17 protein-coding genes are annotated in these 22,736 nt (G+C 71.9%); 3 read left to right on the forward strand and 14 right to left on the reverse strand.

The window, feature by feature from the left end; genetic code table 11:
• Positions 1–147 precede the first annotated feature (147 nt).
• Positions 148–1,419, reverse strand: coding sequence for an ABC transporter substrate-binding protein (locus HCJ93_RS05090; protein WP_167991453.1), 1,272 nt, complete (start codon positions 1,417–1,419; stop codon positions 148–150).
• A 126-nt stretch (positions 1,420–1,545) separates the two neighbouring features.
• Here HCJ93_RS05090 and HCJ93_RS05095 point away from each other — a divergent pair, with 126 nt between their 5' ends.
• From HCJ93_RS05095 to HCJ93_RS05105, 3 genes are all read left to right on the forward strand, one after another.
• Positions 1,546–2,061 (forward strand): PadR family transcriptional regulator, encoded by a 516-nt coding sequence (locus tag HCJ93_RS05095; RefSeq protein ID WP_167991455.1) that lies wholly within the window; start codon positions 1,546–1,548, stop codon positions 2,059–2,061.
• Entirely contained in the window at positions 2,058–2,807 is a 750-nt protein-coding gene (locus HCJ93_RS05100) for an ABC transporter ATP-binding protein (RefSeq protein WP_167991457.1), read from the forward strand. Before HCJ93_RS05095 ends, HCJ93_RS05100 begins: the two co-directional genes overlap by 4 nt.
• A gap of 69 nt (positions 2,808–2,876) precedes the next feature.
• Positions 2,877–5,159: an ABC transporter permease gene (locus tag HCJ93_RS05105; protein ID WP_167991459.1), complete on the forward strand. Its 2,283-nt coding sequence runs from the start codon at positions 2,877–2,879 to the stop codon at positions 5,157–5,159.
• A 392-nt stretch (positions 5,160–5,551) separates the two neighbouring features.
• Here HCJ93_RS05105 and HCJ93_RS05110 read toward each other — a convergent pair whose 3' ends face one another.
• From HCJ93_RS05110 to uvrC, 13 genes are all read right to left on the reverse strand, one after another.
• Positions 5,552–6,523, reverse strand: a complete 972-nt coding sequence (locus tag HCJ93_RS05110) for a hypothetical protein (RefSeq protein ID WP_167991460.1) — start codon at positions 6,521–6,523, stop codon at positions 5,552–5,554.
• 102 nt (positions 6,524–6,625) lie between these two features.
• On the reverse strand, positions 6,626–8,281 hold the full coding sequence (gene pgi, locus HCJ93_RS05115; protein ID WP_167991462.1) for a glucose-6-phosphate isomerase: 1,656 nt from the start codon (positions 8,279–8,281) through the stop codon (positions 6,626–6,628).
• 70 nt (positions 8,282–8,351) lie between these two features.
• Positions 8,352–9,620: an MFS transporter gene (locus HCJ93_RS05120; protein WP_167991464.1), complete on the reverse strand. Its 1,269-nt coding sequence runs from the start codon at positions 9,618–9,620 to the stop codon at positions 8,352–8,354.
• Between the two features lie 129 nt (positions 9,621–9,749).
• Positions 9,750–10,085, reverse strand: coding sequence for an RNA polymerase-binding protein RbpA (locus HCJ93_RS05125; RefSeq protein WP_119105043.1), 336 nt, complete (start codon positions 10,083–10,085; stop codon positions 9,750–9,752).
• Positions 10,086–10,321: 236 nt separating this feature from the next.
• Positions 10,322–10,555 (reverse strand): preprotein translocase subunit SecG, encoded by a 234-nt coding sequence (gene secG, locus HCJ93_RS05130; protein WP_167991465.1) that lies wholly within the window; start codon positions 10,553–10,555, stop codon positions 10,322–10,324.
• A gap of 95 nt (positions 10,556–10,650) precedes the next feature.
• Positions 10,651–11,427, reverse strand: a complete 777-nt coding sequence (gene tpiA / locus HCJ93_RS05135; protein WP_167991467.1) for a triose-phosphate isomerase — start codon at positions 11,425–11,427, stop codon at positions 10,651–10,653.
• A gap of 6 nt (positions 11,428–11,433) precedes the next feature.
• Positions 11,434–12,645: a phosphoglycerate kinase gene (locus tag HCJ93_RS05140; protein ID WP_167991469.1), complete on the reverse strand. Its 1,212-nt coding sequence runs from the start codon at positions 12,643–12,645 to the stop codon at positions 11,434–11,436.
• A 148-nt stretch (positions 12,646–12,793) separates the two neighbouring features.
• Complete coding sequence (gap, locus tag HCJ93_RS05145; RefSeq protein WP_167991477.1) at positions 12,794–13,801, reverse strand: type I glyceraldehyde-3-phosphate dehydrogenase; 1,008 nt, start codon at positions 13,799–13,801, stop codon at positions 12,794–12,796.
• A gap of 362 nt (positions 13,802–14,163) precedes the next feature.
• Positions 14,164–17,118 carry a M14 family metallopeptidase gene (locus tag HCJ93_RS05150; RefSeq protein WP_167991479.1) on the reverse strand — a complete coding sequence of 985 codons (2,955 nt, stop codon included), beginning with the start codon at positions 17,116–17,118 and terminating at the stop codon, positions 14,164–14,166.
• Between the two features lie 237 nt (positions 17,119–17,355).
• The gene (whiA, locus tag HCJ93_RS05155) at positions 17,356–18,345 is read right to left on the reverse strand and encodes a DNA-binding protein WhiA (protein ID WP_167991480.1); all 990 of its coding nucleotides are present in this window, start codon (positions 18,343–18,345) and stop codon (positions 17,356–17,358) included.
• Positions 18,336–19,403, reverse strand: a complete 1,068-nt coding sequence (locus HCJ93_RS05160) for a gluconeogenesis factor YvcK family protein (RefSeq protein ID WP_167991482.1) — start codon at positions 19,401–19,403, stop codon at positions 18,336–18,338. Before HCJ93_RS05160 ends, whiA begins: the two co-directional genes overlap by 10 nt.
• Complete coding sequence (rapZ, locus tag HCJ93_RS05165) at positions 19,400–20,401, reverse strand: RNase adapter RapZ (protein WP_167991484.1); 1,002 nt, start codon at positions 20,399–20,401, stop codon at positions 19,400–19,402. The genes HCJ93_RS05160 and rapZ overlap by 4 nt, the downstream gene beginning before the upstream one ends.
• Positions 20,398–22,491 carry an excinuclease ABC subunit UvrC gene (uvrC, locus tag HCJ93_RS05170; RefSeq protein ID WP_167991485.1) on the reverse strand — a complete coding sequence of 698 codons (2,094 nt, stop codon included), beginning with the start codon at positions 22,489–22,491 and terminating at the stop codon, positions 20,398–20,400. Before uvrC ends, rapZ begins: the two co-directional genes overlap by 4 nt.
• Positions 22,492–22,736 lie beyond the last annotated feature (245 nt).

The raw sequence follows: 22,736 nt of genomic DNA on the forward strand, positions 1-22,736 counted from the left end.
GCGTGTCGCGAGGGTGTCAATGAAAGTACCGAAGCTACCGGGGAGTTGAGTCGAGTAAACAGGGATAATCCGGGCATCTCACAGGCGATCGAGATGCGCGCGTTACTTAACAAGTAAGTACGGATCGGGAGAGTGGCGCGGAGGGTGTCAGCGCGCGGAGACGGCGGCCAGCTCGCCGGCCAGCCGCCGCACGGCGGCCTCGGTGGTCTGCCGCCCGGTCATGGCGTCGTGCACCACCGCCTGCACCACCAGGCTCACCTGGTCGTAGTGCGGGCTCTTGGGGCGCGGCGCGGCGGCGAGCACGCTCTCGCGCAGGGTCGGCAGATAGGGGAAGCGCCGGATCAGCTCGGGGTCCTCGTAGAGCGCGGCCCGTACCGGCGGCAGCGCGCCGCGGGTGAGGACCTGGCGCTGGACCGGCTCGCTGGTGAGGTATGCGATCAGCCGCGCCGCGGTGTCGGGATGCCGGGCGTGGGTGGCGACGGCCAGATTGGAGCCGCCGAGCACGCTGGTGCCGGGCCCGTCCGGCCCCGGCAGCGGGACGGCGCCGACACTGCCGGCCACCCGGGAGCCGGGCGCGGAGGCGGCGACATAGGCGTAGGGCCAGTTGCGCAGGAAGAGCAGCCGGCCGTCCTGGAAGGCCTGTTTGGACTCCTCCTCCTTGTACGTCAGGGCTTCGCGCGGGATCCAGCCCTCGCGCACCCCGCGCGCCAGGAAGCCGACGCCCTCGCGGGCGGCCCGGGAGTCGACGGTGACCCGCTCGCCCTCGTCGCCGAGAATGCTGCCGCCCGCCGAGTAGACCGCCTCGGCCGCGTTCACGGTCAGCCCCTCGTAGGGCAGGAACTGCCCCGCGTAGCCGTCGAGACCGTACTTCGGCGCGAGCTTCCTGGCGATGCTCTCCAGTTCGCCCCAGGTACGCGGCGGCGCGACGCCCTCCTTGGCGAGGATGTCCGTGCGGTACAGCAGCAGCCCGGCGTTGGTGACGTAGGGGACGGCGTACAGCTTGTCGCCGTAGGTCGCGGTGTCCACGACCGGGCGCAGGAAGGTGTCCAGCGGGAAGCGGTCGCGCGGCAGCGGGCGGATCCACCCGGCGGCGGCGAACTCCGACGTCCAGCTGACGTCGATGTTGAGCACGTCGAAGCGGCCGGCCTCGCCGCGCCGCAGATCGGTGATCATCTGTGCCCGGGTCTCGTCGGCGGAGTCGGGCAGTTCGACGAGGGTGACCCGCTCGCCGGGGTGGGCGCGGTTCCAGCCCTCGAGCAGCGGGCCGAGATAGCCGGTGAGGTCACCCGCGGTGGCCAGGGTGAGCGGCCCGCGGCCGCCCCCGGCGGGCTCCTCGGCGCTCGCTCCGGCGGAGACGTAACCGGTCAGGACCACGACCAGCACAAGAAGGCCCCTACCCGCGGCACGGATCCACCGCATAGGTTCCTCCCTGTACACCGGCCCCCGGGCGCCCTCGTCCGGGAGTCAGAGGCCATGTATACCTGTTAGGTATGCGCGATACTAGGGCCTGCGGCACATTGACCAGATGCGAGGAGGAGAGCTCGAGTGCGGCTGCCCCTCCTGGCGCTGCTCGCCCGCGGTCCGGCGCACGGCTACGAGCTGAAGCAGGACCTTGAGCAACTGCTGGGCTCGGCGTACCCTCAGCCGAACGTCGGCCAGATCTACGTGACCCTCGGCCGCCTCGAGAAGTCGGGACTGATCGAGGGCGAGGACGTCGAGCAGTCCAGCCGGCCCAACAAGAAGGTCTACCACCTCACCGACGCCGGGCGCGAGGCGCTGCGCGCCTGGTACGAGGAGACGGCGGACGAGCCACGGGTGCGGGACGAGTTCTTCATGAAGCTGGCGCTCGCCCCGCAGACCGGACTCGCCGACCAGATCGCCCTGATCAACAAGCAGCGCCGCCAGTACCTCAACACCATGCGGGAGCTGTCCAAGCTCGCAGCCGCCGAAGACCGGGACAACCGCATCGCCCATCTGCTGATCGAGGGCGCGATGCTGCACCTGCAGGCCGACCTCGACTGGCTGGAACGGTGCCAGGAAGAGCTGGAGGACCTTCAGTGAGCGAGAGCACCGCTCCCGTGCTGCGCGCCGAAGGCCTGGTGAAGACCCACTACGGCGAGGGCGCCCCGGCGCACGCGGTGCGCGGCGTGGATCTGAGCGTGGCGCGGGGCGAGTTCGTGGCGATCACCGGCCCGTCCGGCGCCGGAAAGTCGACCCTGCTGCACCTCCTCGGCGGTCTCCAGCGCCCCGACAAGGGCAGCATCTGGCTGGACGGGGAGTGCACCGACGGCTACGACGAGGCCCGCTGGGCGGTCGAGCGCCGCCGGCGCATCGGGATCGTCTTCCAGTTCTTCAACCTGGTCTCCGACCTGTCCGTGGCGGACAACGTGGAGCTGCCCGCCCTGCTCGCCGGGGTGCCGCCGAAGCAGGCCCGCGCCGAGCGGGAGGCGCTGCTGGAGGAGCTGGGCCTGACCGGCAAGGAGCGCAGCGTCCCGGGCGAGCTGTCCGGTGGTGAGCAGCAGCGGGTGGCGCTGGCCCGCGCCCTGGTCAACCACCCCCCGCTGCTGCTGGCCGACGAGCCGGCGGGCAGCCTGGACAGCCGGGGCACCCGCGAGGTGATGCGGCTGCTGTCCCGCTTCCACCAGCGCGGGCAGACCATCGTCCTGGTCACCCACGACGCCCGGCTGGCCAGCGCCGCGGACCGGGTGATCAGCTTTTTCGACGGACGGATCGTGGACGACGCGGCGCTCGACGGCGGGCCGTCGAGCGGCAAGGGCATCTCCGGGGTGCTGGAGCTGAAGGACTGACATGCGGCGGACGTCTTCGACGGTGTACGCGACGGTGCACGCCCTCCGCGCGCCGAGGGGATGAGGCCGGTGCGAGCCACCCTGCGCTGGGCGCACTCCGATCTGCGCACGCACCGCGGCGAGGCGCTGTTCCTGGTCCTCGCCACCGCCGGCATCGTGGTCTCGCTGCTGCTGGCCGCCGCCCTGTTCGGCTACGCCACCAACCCCTGGCAGCGCGTGTTCGCCCAGGCGCACGGCGCGCACGTCACGCTGCACACCACCGGCACCGCCGACGCCGGGAAGCTCGCCCGGCTGGACGGCGTGGACGACGTCGCCGGCCCCTACCCGACCTCCTCGCTGACCGTCGCCTCGCGCGGCAGCCGGGCCTCGGTCGAACTGCGCGGCACCCCCGAGCGGCCCGACGTGGGACGCCCGCTGATCACCTCCGGGAAGTGGCTGGACGCGGCGACGCCCGACGGCGTGGTGCTGGAGAGCCGGCTCGCCCGCGCCCTGCTCGCCGCGCCCGGCGACACCCTGACCGTCCCCGGCACGGCCCGCACGCTCACCGTGATCGGCATCGCCGACAGCGCCGAGCCCCGTTACCGTCCGGGCGAGCAGCCGGGCCTGGTGTGGGCGCTGCCGTCGGCCGTGGCCGAACCGGCCGGGCAGGTGATCGGGCTGCGGCTGACCGACCCGGCCGACACCGAGTACACCGTGCAGCGGGCCGTGACCGTGCTGGGCGCCGGGGCGATCGGCGAGGTCGCCACCTGGCAGCAGGCCCGCGCCGAGGCACAGAACGACAACCGGCTGCTCGGTCAGGTGCTCGGCCTGTTCGGGCTGGGCGCGCTGGTCGCCGCCGGATTCGCCGTGCACGGGGCGATCGGCACCCGCATCCGGGGGCATCTGCGGGACATCGCCATCCTCAAGGCGATCGGCTTCACGCCCGGCCAGGTCGTCCGGGTCTTCCTGATGCAGCACCTCGGCTACGCCCTGCTGGGCGCCGTGGCCGGCGCGGTGCTGATGGAGGCGCTGGGCAGCGGGATACCGGGGCGGCTCGGGGACGCGGTCGCCGTGTGGCAGGGGCTGCCCGGGCAGACCGTGACGCTGTTCGCGGTGCCCGTGGCGGCGGTGCTGTTCATCGGCGCGACCACCGGGCTCGCCGCCTGGCGGGCCGGACGCGTGCCCCCGGTGCCGGTCCCCCGCCCCGCGGCGCCCCCGGCCGGACGGCTGACCGGCGTGGCCCGGCGGGCGCTGGGCATGCGGGTGCCGCCGGCGCTGGTGCTCGGCTGGCGCAAGGCGTTCACCCGCCGCCCGCGCTCCCTCGGGACGGTGGCCCGGCTGGCGCTGCCGCTGCTGCTGATCGTGGTGGCGATGAGCGCCTGGACCACCCTCGACCGCTTCCACAGCGAACCGGACCGCATGGGCCTGCCCACCGCGCTCAGTGTGCGCGCGGACGCGACGCTGGGCGAGAAGGAGACCCGGGCCCTGCTGGAGAACGACCCGCAGGTCGCCGCCGCCTACCCGGGCACGGAGGTCGCCGCCCTGGTCCCCGGCCAGACCGCCACCATCGCCCTGCGCGGTCTGGGCACCGGGCAGGAGCCGTACCCCTTCACGCTGGCCGAGGGGCGCACCGCCCGCGGGCCCGACGAGGCGGTGGCCGGGCAGGGTCTGCTCGACCTGCTGCACGTCCAGGTCGGCGACTGGGTGCGGATGACGGTCGGTGACCGGCCGCAGATCCTGCACATCGTGGGCCGCAGCATCGAGCCGGAGAACGCCGGCCGGGTCATCTCCACCTCGCTCGACACCCTCCGCGCCAACGACCCCACCCTCCGGCCGACCCTCTACCAGGTGCGCCTGGAGCCGGGCGCCGACCCGCAGACCGTCGCCGACCGGCTGACCTCGGAGGGGCTCGGCCACCTCGACGTGCACACCGTGACCAACCCGGCCGACGGGCTCTCCCCCCTGCGCGCGGTCGTCCTCGGCCTCATCGCCGTGCTCGCCCTCATCGGCCTGATCGAGCTGCTCACCGCGATCGGCGGCATGGTGCGGGAGGGCGAGCGCGACCTGCTGGCGCTGAAGGCCATCGGCCTGTCACCGCGCCAGATCACCGCGATGACGGTGACGGCCATGGCGTGCACGGCGATGGCCGCCGTGCTCGCCGCGATGATCCTCGGGCTGCCGCTGGCGCGCTGGCTGATCGACGCCCAGGGCAGATCGAGCGGCATCGGGACGGGGATCGCCCAGGGGCCGCCCGCGCTGTTCCTGCTGGGGCTCACCGTGGCCGCCGTGCTGGGCGCGGCCGCACTGGCCGCCCTCCCGGCCGCCCGGGCGGCCCGCCGCCGTCTCGCGGACACGCTCAGCGCGGTCGCCTGAGCCGGCCCTTGGCCGGCGGGCGCCGCGCGACGCGGCTGTGCGGCAGCTTTCGGTCTGCCGCCGTCCTCCGGGCAGCGGCCTCGGGTCGGCAGTGTCGCGACGCAGCCCTTGCAGCAGCCCTTCGGTCTACCGCCGTCCACCGGTCGACTGCCGTCCTTCAGTCAGCCGCCGTTCCCCGCGCAGCGGCCTCGGGCCGACACTGCCGCGACGCAGCCCTTGCAGCAGCCCTTCGGTCTACCGCCGTCCACCGGTCGACTGCCGTCCTTCGGTCAGCCGCCGTTTTCCGCGCGGCGGCCGCCTTCGGGCAACCGCCGTCCTCCAATCAACCGCCGCCTCCGGTCCACGCCCGTTCTCCGGCCCACCGCCGTCCTCCAGGCAGCGGCCGTCCAGGGTCAGCCGCCGTAAGGGTTCTGCGGCGGGTGCGGCGGCCGCGGGGCGTGCGGCGGGCCGTACGGGTTTCCCTGCGGGGGCGCATAGGGGTTGCCCTGCGGCGGGCCGTAGGGACTGTGGCCCTGGGGCGGGCCGTAGGGATGCCCGTGCGGCGGACCGTACGGATTGCCCTGGGGCGGTACGTGCGGCAGTCCCGTCGGCGGCGCCGGTGGCGGGCCGCCGGGGACCGGCGGCAGGTTCGCGGGGTGGGTGCGCAGGCGGATGCCGTACCGGCGCTTGAGCCGGCGCGTCTCCGCGAGGGCGATCGCCGTGACCGTCACCGGGGCGCCCAGGATGAAGACGATGCCCAGGGTCAGGCCGAGTCCGTGCAGGTCCCCGGTGATCAGGTCGGGCAGCGCGGTCAGCCAGCTCGTCACGGTGGCGAGCAGCGCCGGCAGGCTGCGGTGCACGGCGGCCGTGCCGAAGAAGTTGCCGCAGACCCGGACGGCCCCGATACCGGTGAACCAGAGCCCCCAGATGAAGACCAGGCCCACGCCCAGGACGACCAGCTGACTGTTGCTGCCCGCGATGACCTGGCCCAACACCACGAGCGCGGCGACACAGCCGATGAACAGCAGCAGCAGTTTGAGGGAGTTCAGCAGCGGCACCCGCAGCTGCCCTACGGTGCCGGTGCGCCGCCACACCAGGAGCATCACGCCGACCGTCAGCGGGGTGAGGAGCAGCAGCACCATGGCCGCGGTGAGGGCGTTCTCCAGCAGCTCCATGATGGCGAAGCCGCCCTCGACGTAGGTGTAGACACCGAGCGAGGTGACCGCCCCGGCGACGACCCGGAAACGCTTGAGCCGTTCGATCGTCGGGTCCAGCGAGTCGGGGATCCAGGCGGGGTGGAACACCGCGCGTGCGGCCCGGTGCGCCTTCAGCGCGTTCCGAACGCCGAGCGGACCGCCGATCCAACCACCACGCGTACGTGCCACCGTCAGCTCCCCCGAGCGTCCGCCGTGCCGGCCTGCCGTTGATCGCCGGGGAGTCTACGGGAAAGCGGACGGCGTGCTGCCGCCCGCTTCACCGCAGCGTGCTCAGGAGCGGCCGCGCAGCTCCCGGTAGGTGCCGACGAGCGCCTTGGTGGAGGCGTCCAGGCCGGGCACGTCGGCCCCCTCGGTGAGGGCGGGCTCGATGCGCTTGGCGAGGACCTTGCCCAGCTCCACGCCCCACTGGTCGAAGGAGTCGATGTTCCACACCGCGCCCTGCACGAACACCTTGTGCTCGTAGAGCGCGACCAGCTGCCCCAGTACCGAGGGGGTCAGCTCCCTGGCGAGGATGGTGGTCGTGGGGTGGTTGCCGCGGAAGGTCTTGTGCGCCACCAGCTCCTCGGGCACCCCCTCGGCCCGCACCTCCTCGGGCGTCTTGCCGAAGGCCAGCGCCTGCGTCTGGGCGAAGAAGTTCGCCATCAGCAGATCGTGCTGCGCGGCCAGTTCGTCGCTGAGCTCGGCGACCGGCTGGGCGAAGCCGATGAAGTCCGCCGGGATCAGCTTGGTGCCCTGGTGGATCAACTGGTAGTACGCGTGCTGTCCGTTGGTCCCCGGTGTGCCCCACACCACCGGACCGGTCTGCCAGGCGACGGGCCGGCCGTCGCGGTCCACGGACTTGCCGTTGGACTCCATGTCGAGCTGCTGCAGGTACGCGGTGAACTTCGACAGGTAGTGCGAGTACGGCAGCACGGCGTGGGACTGGGCGTCGAAGAAGTTGTTGTACCAGATGCCCAGCAGCCCCAGCAGCAGCGGTGCGTTGGCCTCCGCGGGCGCGGTGCGGAAGTGCTCGTCGACCAGGTGGAAGCCGTCCAGCATCTCCCGGAACCGCTCCGGCCCGATCGCGATCATCAGGGACAGGCCGATGGCCGAGTCGTAGGAGTAGCGGCCTCCGACCCAGTCCCAGAACTCGAACATGTTCGCCGTGTCGATGCCGAAGGCCGCCACCTTCTCCGCGTTGGTCGACAGGGCGACGAAGTGCTTGGCGACCGCGCTCTCGTCGCCGCCCAGGCCGTTGAGCAGCCAGGAGCGGGCCGAGGTGGCGTTGGTGACCGTCTCGATCGTGGTGAAGGTCTTGGAGGCGATGATGAACAGCGTCTCGGCCGGGTCCAGGTCCCGCAGCGCCTCGTGCAGATCCGCCCCGTCCACGTTGGAGACGAAGCGGAACGTCAGATCCCGGGCGGTGTAGGCGCGCAGCGCCTCGTAGGCCATCGCCGGGCCGAGGTCCGAGCCGCCGATGCCGACGTTGACGACATTGCGGATGCGCTTGCCGGTGTGGCCCGTCCACTCGCCGGAGCGGATGCGCCGGGAGAAGTCGGCCATCTTGTCGAGCACCGCGTGCACACCCGGCACGACGTTCTCGCCGTCGACCTCCACCACCGCGTCCCGCGGCGCCCGCAGCGCGGTGTGCAGCACCGCCCGCCGCTCGGTGGTGTTGATCTTCTCGCCGCGGAACATCGCGTCCCGCAGTCCGAACACATCCGTCGCCGCCGCCAGGTCCCGCAGCAACGCCAGCGTCCGGTCGGTGACCAGGTGCTTCGAGTAGTCGATGTACAGGTCACCCACACGGAGGACGTAGGAGGTGCCGCGGCCGGGGTCGGCGGCGAACAGCTCGCGCAGCTCCACCTCCCCGAGCTCCTCACGGTGCTTGACCAGGGCGCTCCACTCGGGCATCTGATTGAGCCCGGTACGGCCGTCTGCGTTCATCTCGGACTTCAGCCTTCTTCCTCGCTCTGTGCTGCGTACCTTGCCCCGCTGCCGGTCCCAACCTAATTGATCAGCGGTGGACGTGAGCTGTCGTGGCGCCGTCGTCCGGCGCACCAACAGGTACGTCGGGGCGGCGCACAGGTATCAGCGCGGCGGTGGCGAGGGCGAAGAAGCCTGCCGCGAGCAGCGCCGGGGTGCCCGCCCCCCAGGCCGCGGCGAGGGCCCCGCCGAGCAGCGCGCCCAGCGGTGTCCCGGCGATCCCCAGCGTCCGGTGCGCGGAGGAGACCCGGCCGAGCATCCCGGCGGGGCTGCGCTCCTGCAGCAGGGTGGTGGTGTTGACGTTCCAGACCATGCCCATGAAGCCGAAGACGGCCAGGGACACGAGGAGCGCGCCCAGGTGGCGCACGCCGCCCATGGCGAGCAGTGCGGCGGTCTGCACGCTCCCGGCGAGCAGCACCGACCGGGCCCGTCCGAGCCGGGCGACCAGCCGTCCGCTCGCCGCTCCCCCGGCGAGACTGCCGACCGTGTACGCCGTCAGGGCCGCCGCATAGCCGGTCTCCCCCGCGCCCAGCCAGCCGGTCACCAGGATCACCAGCGTGGCGATGAGAGCGCCGATGCCGATATTGCACAGCGCGGTCGCGGTGCACAGCGCGCGCAGCACCCGGTCCCGGACCAGGGTGCGCAGCCCCTCGGCGATCTCCCGGCGCAGGGTGCTGCCGGGCGGTCTCGGGGCGCGCTCGGCGGCGGGCCGCCCCAGCGAGGCGATCAGGGCGGCGGCCAGCAGATACGTGGCGGCGTCGACGGCGTAGGGTGCGGCGGCCCCGGCGGTCAGCAGCAGCGGGACGGCGGGCCCGCCGAGCAGTCCACCTGCCAGGCGCTGGCCGGTCATCAGGCGGGCGTTGGCGCTGCCGAGGGCGCCCGGGGGCACCAAGGAGGGCAGCAGGGCGGTGGCGGCGTTGTCGAAGAGGGTCTGCAGGGTGGTCAGGATGAACGCCAGGGCGATGAGCAGCCCGATGGAGGCGTGGCCGAGCGCCACGGCCACGGCGAAGGCGGCGACCAGCAGTCCGCGCAGCAGGTCCACCGCCCACATGGCCCGCCGCTGGTCCACCCGGTCGGCGACCGCGCCGCCGAGCAGGCCGAACACGATCCAGGGCAGATGGCCGCAGGCGGTGACGGAGGCGATGAGCAGCGGATCGTCGGTGAGGGAGACGGCGAGCAGAGGCAGCGCGGCGGTGCGCAGCGCGTCGCCGAAGCTGGAGAGCACGGCCGCGCTCCACAGCCGCCCGAATCCGCCGCGCCATGCGGGCGCACGGGTGCCCGCGGTGTCGGCTGTCGCCACAACTCCCCCTCACGGTCGGTCGATTCGCAACCGTAGAGGGCACCACTGACAATCGCCGCGCGAACGGCCGGCCGGGGCCGGAAACGACAGCGACCAGGCAGGTGTCGCTGCCCGGTCGGTCGTCAAAAACTAGATCTCGCCCCGCAGTTTGGCGAGGGCCTCGGCGAGGATGGCCTCGCCGTCCGCGTCGCTGCGCCGCTCCCGCACATACGCGAGGTGCGTCTTGTAGGGCTCGGTGCGCGGGGGGTCCGGCGGATTGTCGCGGTCCTGACCGGCCGGAAAGCCACAGCGGGGGCAGTCCCAGGTTTCGGGCACCTGCGCGTCGCTGGCGAAGCTCGGCTGTGTCTCGTGCCCGTTGGAGCACCAGAAGGAGACGCGCAGCCGCGGCGCGGACTCGCCGCGCTCGGCCTCGCCCATCGGCCCCGCCCCGACCCGGCTTCCCCGGATCGCGTTGCCACTTGCCACGGTCGTAACTCCCTGCGTGATGGTGCCGCGAAGCGAGTCGGCGTTCCGCTTCGCTGCGAGCGCCTCAGTCTACGGAAGGCCCAACGCACGTCCAGTGATTGGAGTTACAAGGGCCCCGCTCAAAGACGCAAGCCCCATGATAGGCCGCGCGGTGCTGCGCGTACCGAACATGGGGCATTACGCACGGAATGCGGAGGGGATCCGCCCCGTTGCGGGCGGAATGTACCTCTGCTCGTTCAGTCGAGCTTCATCATGACGCCGAGCGTCACGATGCACGCGAACCACAGCAGACCGACCACGACGGTGATCCGGTCGAGGTTGCGCTCGGCGACCGAGGAGCCGCCGACGGAGGACTGCATGCCACCACCGAACATGTCGGAGAGGCCGCCGCCCTTCCCCTTGTGCATCAGCACCAGCAGCATCAGCAGCAGGCTGAAGACGATCAGGGCGATCGAGAACCCCAAAACCACGGCTGGACCAACTTCCTCGGATTCGGATGGACGACGGGGCCCAGCAGGTTCTGCTGGACCCCGCAAGGGTACGACGGATCCCCGCTACCGCATACTCACTGGTCGCGGAAGCGGACGATCTTGACGAACTCGTCGGCGTCCAGGGAGGCGCCGCCGACCAGGGCGCCGTCGATGTCGGGCTGGGCCATGATCTCGGCGACATTGCCGGCCTTGACGGAGCCGCCGTACTGGATGCGGACCTTGTCGGCCACCTCCTGGCCGTACAGCTCGGCGAGCTTGCCGCGGATGGCGGCGCAGACCTCCTGGGCGTCCTCGGCGCCGCAGACCTTGCCGGTGCCGATGGCCCAGACGGGCTCGTAGGCGATCACCACCGTCTCGGCCTGCTCGGCCGGGACGTCCTTCAGGCCGCCCTCGACCTGGGCGAGGGTGTGGGAGACGTGGTTGCCTGCCTCGCGGACCTGGAGCTCCTCGCCGACGCACAGGATCGGGGCGATGCCGTGCTTGAGGGCGGCCTTGACCTTGGCGTTCACCAGCTCGTCGGTCTCGCCGTGGTACTGCCGGCGCTCGCTGTGGCCGACCGCGACGTAGCTGCACTTCAGCTTGGCCAGCATGGGGCCGGAGATCTCGCCGGTGTAGGCGCCGCCGTCGTGGGCGGAGATGTCCTGGGCGCCGTACTTGATCTTCAGCTTGTCGCCGTCGACGAGGGTCTGGACCGAGCGCAGGTCGGTGAAGGGCGGCAGGACGACGACCTCGACGGCCTCGTAGTCCTTGTCGGCCAGGGCGAAGGCGAGCTTCTGGACGTGCGCGATGGCCTCGAGGTGGTTGAGGTTCATCTTCCAGTTGCCCGCCATCAGCGGCGTGCGCGTGCTCATAAAGGGTCAGTCCTCCAGTGCGGCGAGGCCGGGGAGCGTCTTGCCCTCGAGGTATTCGAGGGAGGCGCCGCCTCCGGTCGAGATGTGGCCGAATGCCTGCTCGTCGAAGCCCAGGGTACGGACCGCCGCGGCGGAGTCGCCGCCGCCGACCACGGTGAAGCCCGGGGAGTCGATGAGGGCCTGGGCGACCGCCTTGGTGCCCTCGGCGTAATCGGGGTGCTCGAAGACGCCCATGGGCCCGTTCCAGAAGACGGTGGCCGCGTCGGCGAGCTTCGAGGCGTAGAGCTTGCGGGTCTCCGGACCGATGTCCAGGCCCTCCTGGTCGGCCGGGATGGCGTCCGCGGCGACGGCCGTGGGGTTGGCGGGCGCCTTGGTCTTCAGGTCCGGGAACTCGGGCCCGACCAGCGCGTCGACCGGCAGGACCAGCTCCACGCCCTGCTTCTCGGCGCGCTCCAGGTACTCGGTGACGGCCGGGATCTGGTCCTCCTGGAGCAGCGACCTGCCGACCTCGTACCCCTTGGCCTTGAGGAAGGTGTACGCCATGCCGCCGCCGATGAGCAGGCGGTCGGCCTTGCCGAGGAGCTGGTCGATGACGGCGAGCTTGTCGGAGACCTTGGCGCCGCCGAGGGCCACCACGTAGGGGCGCTTGACGTCCTCGGTGAGCTTCTTCAGGACGCCCACCTCGGTGGCGATGAGGTAGCCGGCGTAGTGCGGGAGCCGCTTGGGCAGGTCGAAGACCGAGGCGTGCTTGCGGTGCACGGCGCCGAAGCCGTCACCGACGTACACGTCGGCGAGGGCGGCGAGCCGGTCGGCGAAGGCGGCGCGCTCGGCGTCGTCCTTGGAGGTCTCGCCTGCGTTGAAGCGCAGGTTCTCCAGGACCGCGACCTTGCCGTCGGTGAGCCCGGAGACGGTCGAGGCGGCGGAGTCACCCACGGTGTCGGCCGCGAACGCCACCTCGGTGCCGAGGAGTTCACCGAGTCGGGTGGCGGCGGGGGCGAGCGAGAAGGCGGGGTCGGGGGCGCCCTTGGGGCGGCCCAGGTGGGAGGCGACGACCACACGGGCGCCGGCCTCGGCAAGGGCTTTGACGGTGGGCAGCACCGCGCGGATGCGGCCGTCGTCGGTGATGGTGGTGCCGTCCAGCGGCACATTGAGGTCGGCGCGGACGAAGACCCGCTTGCCCGCGACCCCTTCGGAGAGGAGTTCGTCGATCGTCTTCATGCAAGGGCTCCCTGGCTAGAGCTCGTGTTCGCTCGTGATCGCTCGTGATCGAAAGAGGGCGACTGCTCCGATACGTGCGTCAGGGCCCGGACGGCGCCGAGTGCGCCGGCCGAGCCCTGCAACTCATATCAGGCTGCCCGCGACGGGATCAGAGCTGGTTGCCGACGAAGACCGTCAGGTCCACGAGGCGGTTGGAGTAACCCCACTCGTTGTCGTACCAGCCGATGACCTTCACGTTCTTCCCCTCCTGGACCATGGTCAGGGAGGAGTCGAAGGTGCAGGACGCCGGGGCGTTGACGATGTCGGAGGAGACGATCGGGTCCTCGGTGTACTCCAGGTAGCCCTTCAGCTCGCCCTCGGCGGCCTTCTGGAAGGCGGCGTTGACCTCTTCCTTGGTCACCTCGCGGGAGAGCTCGACCACCAGGTCGGTCACCGAGCCGGTCGGGACCGGGACGCGCATGGCGATGCCGTCCAGCTTGCCCTTGAGCTGCGGCAGCACCAGGGCGGTGGCCTTGGCGGCGCCGGTGGTGGTCGGGATGATGTTCTCCGCGGCGGCCCGGGCCCGGCGCAGGTCCTTGTGCGGGAAGTCCAGGATGCGCTGGTCGTTGGTGTAGGCGTGCACCGTGGTCATCAGGCCCTTGACGATGCCGAAGTTCTCGTCGAGGACCTTCGCCATCGGCGCCACACAGTTGGTGGTGCAGGAGGCGTTGGAGATGACGTGGTGGTTCGCCGGGTCGTACTGCTCGTGGTTGACGCCCATGACGAGGGTGATGTCCTCGTTCTTCGCCGGGGCGGAGATGATGACCTTCTTGGCGCCGCCGGCGATGTGCTTCTCGGCGTCTTCCTTCTTGGTGAAGATGCCGGTCGACTCGATGACGACGTCGACACCCAGCTCGCCCCAGGGGATGTCGGCGGGGTTGCGCTCGGAGAGCACCTTGATCGTCTTGCCGCCGACGGTGATCGTGTCGGCGGTGTGGGAGACCTCCTGCTTGAGGCGGCCCAGGATGGTGTCGTACTTCAGCAGGTGTGCGGTGGTCGCGGTGTCACCCAGGTCGTTGACAGCCACGATCTCGATGTCGGCGCCCTGTTCCAGCAGTGCGCGGAAGTAGTTGCGACCGATGCGGCCAAACCCGTTGATGCCTACGCGGATCGTCACGAACCGATCTCCTCGTTGGTACGCCGGCTCAGTGCCGGCGAGCTGTTTTGGGATGTCCCCGACCACCCCCGACCCTACCTCTCCGGGGGCCCGGCCGTGACATCGAGTTGCCCCATACCCGGCAGGCCGATCCTTACCCGCCAGTAGGGTACGGATCGCCCAGGTCCGAGTGGTTCTCGTCACGGCCGGGCACCCGGATTGGCCGGATATGGGGGTTGCCGCTCGCGCTGTTCATCTGTCGTCGGGGGCGCTCATCTGTCCACGCGCGCCGCGCCGGACACGGCGGGGCTCCACTGTCCACGCTCGCCGCGCCGGACACGGCGGGGCTCCACCGGCCCGGCGCGGCTCAGCGGGTCACCGGCTCACCGGTCGAGCGCGGCGAGCGCCTTGCGGATCAGGGCCGCCCGGTCGGCGGCCGAGGCGAGGTGCTCCAGGCCGAAGCCCAGGAGCACGGTGTCCCGGGTGGTGATGGCCGCGTGGGTCCGGAACAGCTCCCCGGTGCGCGTCCAGTCCTTCAGCACCGGCGGGCTGCCCGGGGGCGGGCCGGTGACCTCCCAGGGCCCGAAGGAGGTCTCGAAGCCCTCGGTCTCGCGCACCTCGCCGCCCACGACCAGGGAGGCCTCGTCGGCGAGGACGCCGTGGCCGCCGCTGCCCGGGTCGGTGACATAGCTGACCGACACCTCGACCGTCTTCCCGGCGTAGGCGCTCAGGTCGAAGTTCACCTGCTGCCAGCCGCCGGAGGAGCCGGTCAGGCTGTTCCAGGCGCCGGTGGTGCCCCTCGCCGTGCACTCGCCGTCCGCCACGGTCAGGTAGTGCTCCAGCCAGGGGTGCTCCCCGACGTAGAAGCCGCCCCCGCACTCGGTCGGCACGGTGGTGCTGGTCGCGCCGCCCGCCTCCGGCAGGGTCGTCCAGTCCTCGGCACCGGCGGTGTGCGCCTCGACGATGACATTGTCGTAGCCGGGCTCGGTGTCCCACAGGAGCTGGGTGCGCAGGGTGGGCCGGTCGGCCGCGGAGACACCGGTGAGATCGACGGTCCTGGTCAGGCGCTTGTAGCCGTCGTCGGTGTGCACGGCGGCGGCCATGGCGGAGCCCGCGTAGGGACCGTACGGATTGATCGTGCCCGGGTAGTCGCCCGCGCCCCGGGCGGCGAACTGCGGGTACTGGTCGGGAGGCAGCTCGTCGGAGGTGACGCCGTAGGTGCCGGCCCTGTCCAGCGGGTTCCCGGGCGCGTCGCCGAGCGGGCCGCCGAAGCCGCCGAGCTTCCCGGATCCGGCGAACGAGGTGACGCCGCTGGTGGAGCTGCGGGTGTAGGCGCCCAGGTAGTACTGGCTGAAGTCGTCGGACAGGGTGCCCTCGCCGAGGTCGACGGAGCCGCCGGCCTGCTCGCCGGCCTCGATCAGCCGGCCGCCCTCGTTGAGGAAGGCCCGCAGCTCGAGCTGGGTCCGCACGCCAGGTACGGCGGCGCCGGTGTAGTGGACCACGGTGCGGAAGTGGCTCAGCACGCCGAGCGCGTCGGGCGCGCCCCGCTCGGCGACGTCCCAGAGAGCCGCCTTCCGGCCGCTGGCCCGGAGCGCGTCGAGGTAGCGCCGGGCGTGGGTGGCCTTCGCGCCTTCCTCGGCGACCACCAGGACGTCGGCGCGGGGGCGTTCGGCCACGGTGAAGGTGAAGCGCTCGCTGGCGACGTCCTTGCCGCCCCCGGTCTCGCCGGTGAACCACACCTGCACCCGGTCACCGGGGCGGGCGCCCTTCACCCTGGCGCGGTACTCGTCGAAGTACAGGTTGTCCTCGCCGCCGTACCGTTCGCCGCCCTTCCAGGCCTTCAGACCGGCGTCCCGGGTGCGGCCGCCGTCGATGCGGTACTTCAGCTTCTTGTCGCGCAGGGCCTTGCGGACGACGACGGAGACCTCCTGCTCGCCGTCGCGCGTGTAGGACGTGTCGAAGGCCGCCGGCGTGAAGTCGGCCGCCCGCAGACCGACCGCGGAGACCGGCCGGTCGGGGCGCGCGGCGCTCTCGGCCACCGAGAGGGCGAACGGGAGGTTCTTGGCGAACTCCTGCTGGATCAGCTTCTCGTCGTCCGGGAAGGTGAAGATCGAACGGCAGTCGCCGGGCTCCCAGGCGTCGTCCGGGTCGTACTCGGCGGCCGTCTGACAGGTCGACATCTCGGGGGTGAACATCGCCATCCCGTTGACGTTCGCCGCGTGCCCGTCGGCCTCGCCGTTGGTGGTGTACAGCTCGGAGGAGAGCTGCGGGAGGTAGCCGGGGACGGCGGAGTTGCCCGGCGTCCCGGCGAGCGCCTGGTACATGACGTCGTCGGGGGTGGGGGTGGCGACCTGCCAGCCGACGCCGTAGAGGAGGAGTTCCGCGGCGGAGTGGTAGTTGATGCCGTAGGTGAAGCCGATGCGCTTCTGCAGCCGGTCGATCGCCTTGGTCTCGGGCTCGGAGCCGGGGCTCGCGCCACGGTAGGTCTGGCTGGTGGGGTTGGGTGACGAACCCTCGTCGTCGTAGCCCCACTTGTAGGGGAAGTTGCGGTTGAGGTCGACGCCGTCGCCGGTGCCGATGGCGCCGTCGCCGTTGACGTCGCGGAGGTTCTTGCGCCACAGGCGGTTGGCGTCGTCGGCGAAGGTGTAGTCGTAGCCGTCGGGGTTGGCCGACAGGACGAACCACAGCTCGGTGGAGTCGACGATCTTCTTGATGCGCTTGTCCGTGCGGTACGTGTCCAGGTAGTGGTGCATCAGCCGCCGGGCCATCTCCGGGGTGATCCACTCACGCGCGTGCTGGTTGGCCATGTAGAGGACGGCGGGCTTGGAGCCGTCGCGGGTGGTGCGGGCCCGCTTGGTGAGCTTCAGGGCGAGGATGTCCTGGCCCCTGACCGTCTTGCCGATGGAGACGACCTTGGTGAGGTCGCGGTGGCGCTGTGCGGTGCGGAGGATCTCCTCCTTGAGACCGCCCTTGCCGCTGTACGGGCGGAACACGCCCTCGGCGGCCTTCTCCACGCGGTCGGCCGCGCGGGCCGAGAGCCGGTGCTCGGTGAGCCGCACACCCTGCTTCTCGAGCTTCTCGGCCTGTCCGGTGGTGAGGTAGACCTCGACGGTGGCGGTGCCCCGGTCGGGGACCTGCTCACCGAGTTCGTGGCCGTCCTGGCCCGCGGCCAGGAGCAGCGGCACCTGCTTGCTGGTGACGGCGGCGCGGAAGACCCGGACCTCGTCCTGGTCGCCGGCCGGCGGGCCGGCCGGTCGTGCCTGGGCGGCCGGTGCGAAGCCGGCGCCGCCGATGAGGAGCGCGCCGGCAGCGAGGATCGATCCCGCTCTTCGTCTCATGAACCCCCCTGGGGTGGGTCCGCCACAGCAGCGAACGCTTGCCAGGCTCATGACACTCGAAGATCGAGTCAAGAGCGCCGATTCGACACGCACAGCCGGCGCCGTTCACTCGATCGAGCGATGGCACCGGCTGTTTGACGGAGCGTCAGCAGCAGGGGGCAGGAACGGCCGGCGCCGGCCGGAACACCGCGCGAGCCGGCCGGCGGCAGCCGAAAGCGCTGAGCGCGCCCCCCGGCGTCAGCCGACGAGGTTCTCGGTCAGCTCCTCGGTGAGGTTGGCCTCCGTGCCCGGGATGCCGAGGTCGGCGGCGCGCTTGTCGGCCATGGCGAGCAGCCGGCGGATGCGGCCGGCGACGGCGTCCTTGGTGAGCGGCGGGTCGGCGAGCGCGCCCAGCTCCTCCAGGGAGGCCTGCTTGTGCTCCATGCGCAGCCGGCCGGCCGCCGCGAGGTGCTCGGGGACGTCGTCGCCGAGGATCTCCAGGGCGCGCTGCACCCGGGCCCCGGCGGCGACGGCCGCGCGGGCGGAACGCCGCAGATTGGCGTCGTCGAAGTTGGCGAGGCGGTTGGCCGTGGCCCGCACCTCGCGGCGCATCCGGCGCTCCTCCCAGGCCAGCACCGACTCGTGCGCACCGAGCCGCGTCAGCAGCGCGCCGATCGCATCACCGTCACGGACGACGACGCGGTCCACGCCGCGCACCTCGCGCGCCTTGGCGGCGATCGACAGCCGGCGGGCGGCCCCGACCAGCGCCAGCGCCGCCTCCGGTCCGGGGCAAGTCACCTCCAGGGAGGAGGAACGGCCCGGCTCGGTGAGCGAACCGTGCGCCAGGAAGGCGCCGCGCCAGGCGGCCTCGGCGTCACAGGTGGCTCCCGAGACCACCTGCGGGGGCAGACCCCGGATCGGGCGGCCCCGGCCGTCGACCAGGCCGGTCTGGCGGGCCAGCTGGTCGCCGCCCGCCACCACGCGGACCACGTAGCGCGAGCCGCGGCGCAGCCCGCCGGGAGCCATCACGATCAGCTCGGAGCTGTGGCCGAAGATCTCCAGAACGTCCCGCTTGAGGCGGCGGGCCGCCATGGCGGTGTCCAGCTCCGCCTCGATCACGATGCGCCCGCTCACCAGGTGGAGGCCGCCGGCGAACCGCAGAATGGCGGAGACCTCCGCCTTCCTGCAGCAGGTCCGGGTGACGGGAAGCCGGGAGATCTCGTCCTTCACCGCTGCCGTCATCGCCATGGGCCGATCCTTCCATGCATCCGAAAAATACGGTCGTACGCGGCGGCCAGCAGCTCCGGGTCGTGCCGGGGGCTTCCGTCGGGCCGGGCCACCGGCGCCAGCTCGACCGCGGCGCCGAACCGCTTGGCGGCATCGGTGAGCGATTCGCGGTCGGGCACAGCGGCCTCGTCGGCCAGCACCACGTCCAGGGCGAGTTTAGGGGCGTGTCGTCCCAAAACCTCCAAATGACGCTGCGGGGAGAAGCCCTCGGTTTCTCCGGGCTGCGGGGCGAGGTTCAGGGAGAGTACCCGCCGGGCCTTGGTCTCGATCAGGGCGTCGCGCAGCTCGGGCACCAGGAGGTGCGGGATGACCGAGGAGAACCAGGAGCCCGGTCCGAGGACCACCCAGTCGGCGTCGAGCACCGCCTCGACGGCCTCGGGCACGGCCGGCGGGTCGTTCGGCACCAGGTGCACGGACTGCACCTCGCCGGGGGTGAGGGCTACCGTGGCCTGCCCGCGCACCGTCTCCACCTCGTCCGGGTGCTGCGGGTCGTGCCCCTTGACCAGGGCCTGCAGCTCCAGCGGGACCGCGGACATGGGCAGCACCCGCCCGTGCGCGCCCAGCAGCCGGCCCACCAGGTCCAGGGCCGCCACATGGTCGCCGAGCTGCTCCCACAGGGCCACGATCAGCAGATTGCCCACCGCGTGGTCGTGCAGGTCGCCCTGGGACTGGAAACGGTGCTGGATCACCCGGGCCCAGGTCTGGCCCCACTCGTCGTCGCCGCACAGCGCGGCCAGCGCCTTGCGCAGGTCGCCGGGCGGCAGCACGCCCAGCTCGTCGCGCAGGCGGCCGCTGGAGCCGCCGTCGTCGGCGACGGTGACCACGGCGGTGAGGTCGCCGGTGATCCGGCGCAGCGCGGCGAGCGAGGCGGACAGGCCCATGCCGCCGCCGAGGGCGACCACCTTGGGCTGGGCGCCGCGGCGGCGCGGACGGGCACCGCGGGTCTCGACCGGACGGCCCGCGCGCCCCTCGGGGACCGCCCTGCGCAGCCGGCTCAGCCGGGGAGTACGTCGTGTCATTCGCGTCCCATGTCCCGGTGGACGACCACCGTCTCCACGCCCTCGGCGGCGAGCCGCGCGGCGAGTTTCTCCGACATGGCGACCGAACGGTGCTTGCCGCCGGTGCACCCGACCGCGATGGTCACATAGCGCTTGCCCTCACGGCGGTAGCCGGCGGCGACCAGCCGCAGCAGCTCCGCGTAGCGGTCGAGGAACTCCTTGGCGCCGGGCTGGTTGAAGACGTACGACGCCACCTCCTCGTTGAGGCCGGTGTAGGGGCGCAGCTCCGGCACCCAGTGCGGGTTGGGCAGGAAGCGCATGTCCACGACCAGGTCGGCATCGACCGGCAGGCCGTACTTGAAGCCGAAGGACATCACGGTGGCCCGCAGCTCGGGCTCCTCCTCGCCGGCGAACTGGGCGTCCATCTTGGCGCGCAGCTCGTGCACGTTGAGGCTGGAGGTGTCGATCACCAGGTCGGCGTCGCCGCGCAGCTCGCGCAGCAGCTCCCGCTCGGCGGCGATGCCGTCGACGATGCGGCCGTCGCCCTGCAGGGGGTGCGGGCGGCGCACCGATTCGAAGCGGCGCACCAGGGCCTCGTCGGAGGACTCCAGGAAGACGATCCGCCGGGTGACGCCGCGCGCGTCGAGGTCGGCGAGGGACTCGCGGAGGTTGTCGAAGAAGCGCCGGCCGCGGACGTCGACGACCACGGCGATCCGGGCCACATTGCCCTGGGAGCGGGCGCCGAGCTCGACCATGGTGGGGATCAGCGCGGGCGGCAGGTTGTCGACGACGAACCAGCCGAGGTCCTCCAGACACTTCGCGGCCGTGGAGCGGCCGGCCCCGGACATGCCGGAGATGATCACCAGCTCGGGGATGGCCGCCTCGGCGGCCGGCCCGGCCTTGTCGTTGCCCGTCTTCACCTGTGCTCCGTTGTCGTGGCCTGTGTCCCGGCGGGTGACGCCCGCGCCGGGTGGCTGCTGGACCCGGTCCGCTCCGGGTCCTGTCTCGTGCTCGGTCATCTCTCCTGCCCCCGTCGTTCGTCCGGGGCTCCCGCGGACACGGGTTCCCCGGGAGAACCCGCGGCCTGTCCGGGTTCTTCCCTGTCGTCGTCATCCATGATCTCGCCCGTGGCCGTGTTCACAGCGGGCGCGGAGGGTGTCGCCCTGGCAAGGGCCGCGGCGACCGTCTCGGCGGTCTTGCGGCCTATGCCCGGAACCTCGCAGATCTGGTCGATCGTCGCCGACCGCAACCGCTTCACCGAACCGAAGTGCTTGATCAGCGCCTGCTTGCGGGTCTCGCCGAGTCCGGGCACGTCGTCCAGCGGGCCGGCCCGGAAGCGCTTGGCGCGCTTGGTGCGCTGATAGGTGATGGCGAAGCGGTGGGCCTCGTCCCGCACCCGCTGGAGCAGATACAGGCCCTCGCTGGTGCGGGGCAGCACCACCGGGTCGTCCTCGCCCGGCAGCCAGACCTCCTCGAGGCGCTTGGCGAGGCCGCACACGGCGATGTCGTCGATGCCGAGCTCGTCCAGGGCCCGCTGGGCGGCCGCGACCTGCGGGGCACCGCCGTCGACCACCACGAGCTGGGGCGGGTAGGCGAACCGCCTGGGGCGGCCGTCGTCCTCGGTGAGGGTGCTCACCGGCGGCTCGGGAAGGCCGTCCGGGGCGGTGCCGTCGGCGCCGTTGCCGCCTTCGGTCCACTCCCCCGTGCGCTCCTTCTCGGCGAGGTAGCGCCGGAAGCGGCGGGTGATCACCTCGTGCATGGACCGGACGTCGTCCTGCCCGGCGAAGCCCTTGATCTGGAAGCGGCGGTACTCGCTCTTGCGGGCCAGCCCGTCCTCGAAGACCACCATGGAGGCCACCACGTCGTCGCCCTGGAGGTGGGAGACGTCGTAGCACTCGATGCGCAGCGGGGCGCTGTCCAGGCCGAGCGCCTCGGCGATCTCCTCAAGGGCGCGGGAGCGGGTGGTCAGGTCGGAGGCGCGCTTGGTCTTGTGCAGCGCCAGCGCCTGCTGGGCGTTGCGCTGCACCGTCTCCATCAGCGCCTTCTTGTCGCCGCGCTGCGGCACGCGCAGGGACACGTTCGCGCCGCGCCGGCCGGTGAGCCACTCCTGGACCGGCTCCACCGGGTCGGGCAGGGCCGGGACCAGGACCTCCCGGGGGACGGCGTCGCCGGTCTCCTCGCCGTACAGCTGCTGCAGGGCGTGCTCGACCAGGGCGCCGGTGGTGATCTCCTCCACCTTGTCGGTGACCCAGCCGCGCTGGCCGCGCACCCGTCCGCCGCGCACATGGAAGATCTGGACGGCCGCCTCCAGCTCGTCCTCGGCGACCGCGATCAGGTCGGCGTCGGTCGCGTCGGCGAGCACGACCGCGTTCTTCTCCATGGCCTTCTTCAGCGCCCCGATGTCGTCCCGCAGGCGGGCCGCCCGCTCGTACTCCATCTCCTCGGCCGCCTCGGCCATCTGGCGCTCCAGCCGCCGGATGTAGGTGCCCGTGCGGCCGGCCATGAAGTCGCAGAACTCCTCGGCCAGTTCCCGGTGCTCCTCGGCGGAGATCCGGCCGACGCAGGGCGCCGAGCACTTGCCGATGTAACCGAGCAGGCAGGGACGGCCGGTGCGGGCGGCGTTCTTGAACACCCCGGCGGAGCAGGTGCGCACCGGGAACACCCGCAGCAGCAGGTCCACCGTGTCGCGGATCGCCCAGGCGTGCGCGTAGGGGCCGAAGTACCGCACGCCCTTCTTCTTGTGACCGCGCATCACCTGCACGCGCGGGAACTCCTCGTTCATCGTCACCGCGAGGTACGGATAGCTCTTGTCGTCGCGGTACTTGACGTTGAAGCGGGGGTCGTAGGCCTTGATCCAGGAGTACTCCAGCTGGAGCGCCTCGACCTCCGTGGAGACCACCGTCCATTCCACGGACGCGGCCGTGGTCACCATCGTGCGGGTGCGCGGGTGCAGCCCGGCGAGGTCCTGGAAGTAGTTCGCCAGGCGCTGCCGCAGGCTTTTCGCCTTTCCGACGTAGATCACCCGGCCGTGCTCGTCACGGAACCGGTAGACCCCCGGCGAGTCGGGGATCTCACCCGGCTTGGGGCGGTAGCTGGAGGGGTCGGCCATGCATCACACCCTACTGGCGGGGGCCGACACTCAGGCGGGCCTGTGGACAGCCGGCGCGAGGTGCCGCGACCTGCCGGCCGGGGCTGTGGAGGACCGCCTCACCGGGCACCGTCACGGGCCCCCGCGTATGCCCCCGCCGAGCCGCCCGCACGGCGTACGACGTGCCCGAAAAGCCCTTCGAAGGTTATGAGCGGCGGTGAGCGGGAAGGTGGGGGGTCCGTCCGTCGGTGAGCGCCGGACGGAGA

The organism is Streptomyces composti, from assembly GCF_012034205.1.
Lineage (GTDB): Bacteria > Actinomycetota > Actinomycetes > Streptomycetales > Streptomycetaceae > Streptomyces > Streptomyces composti.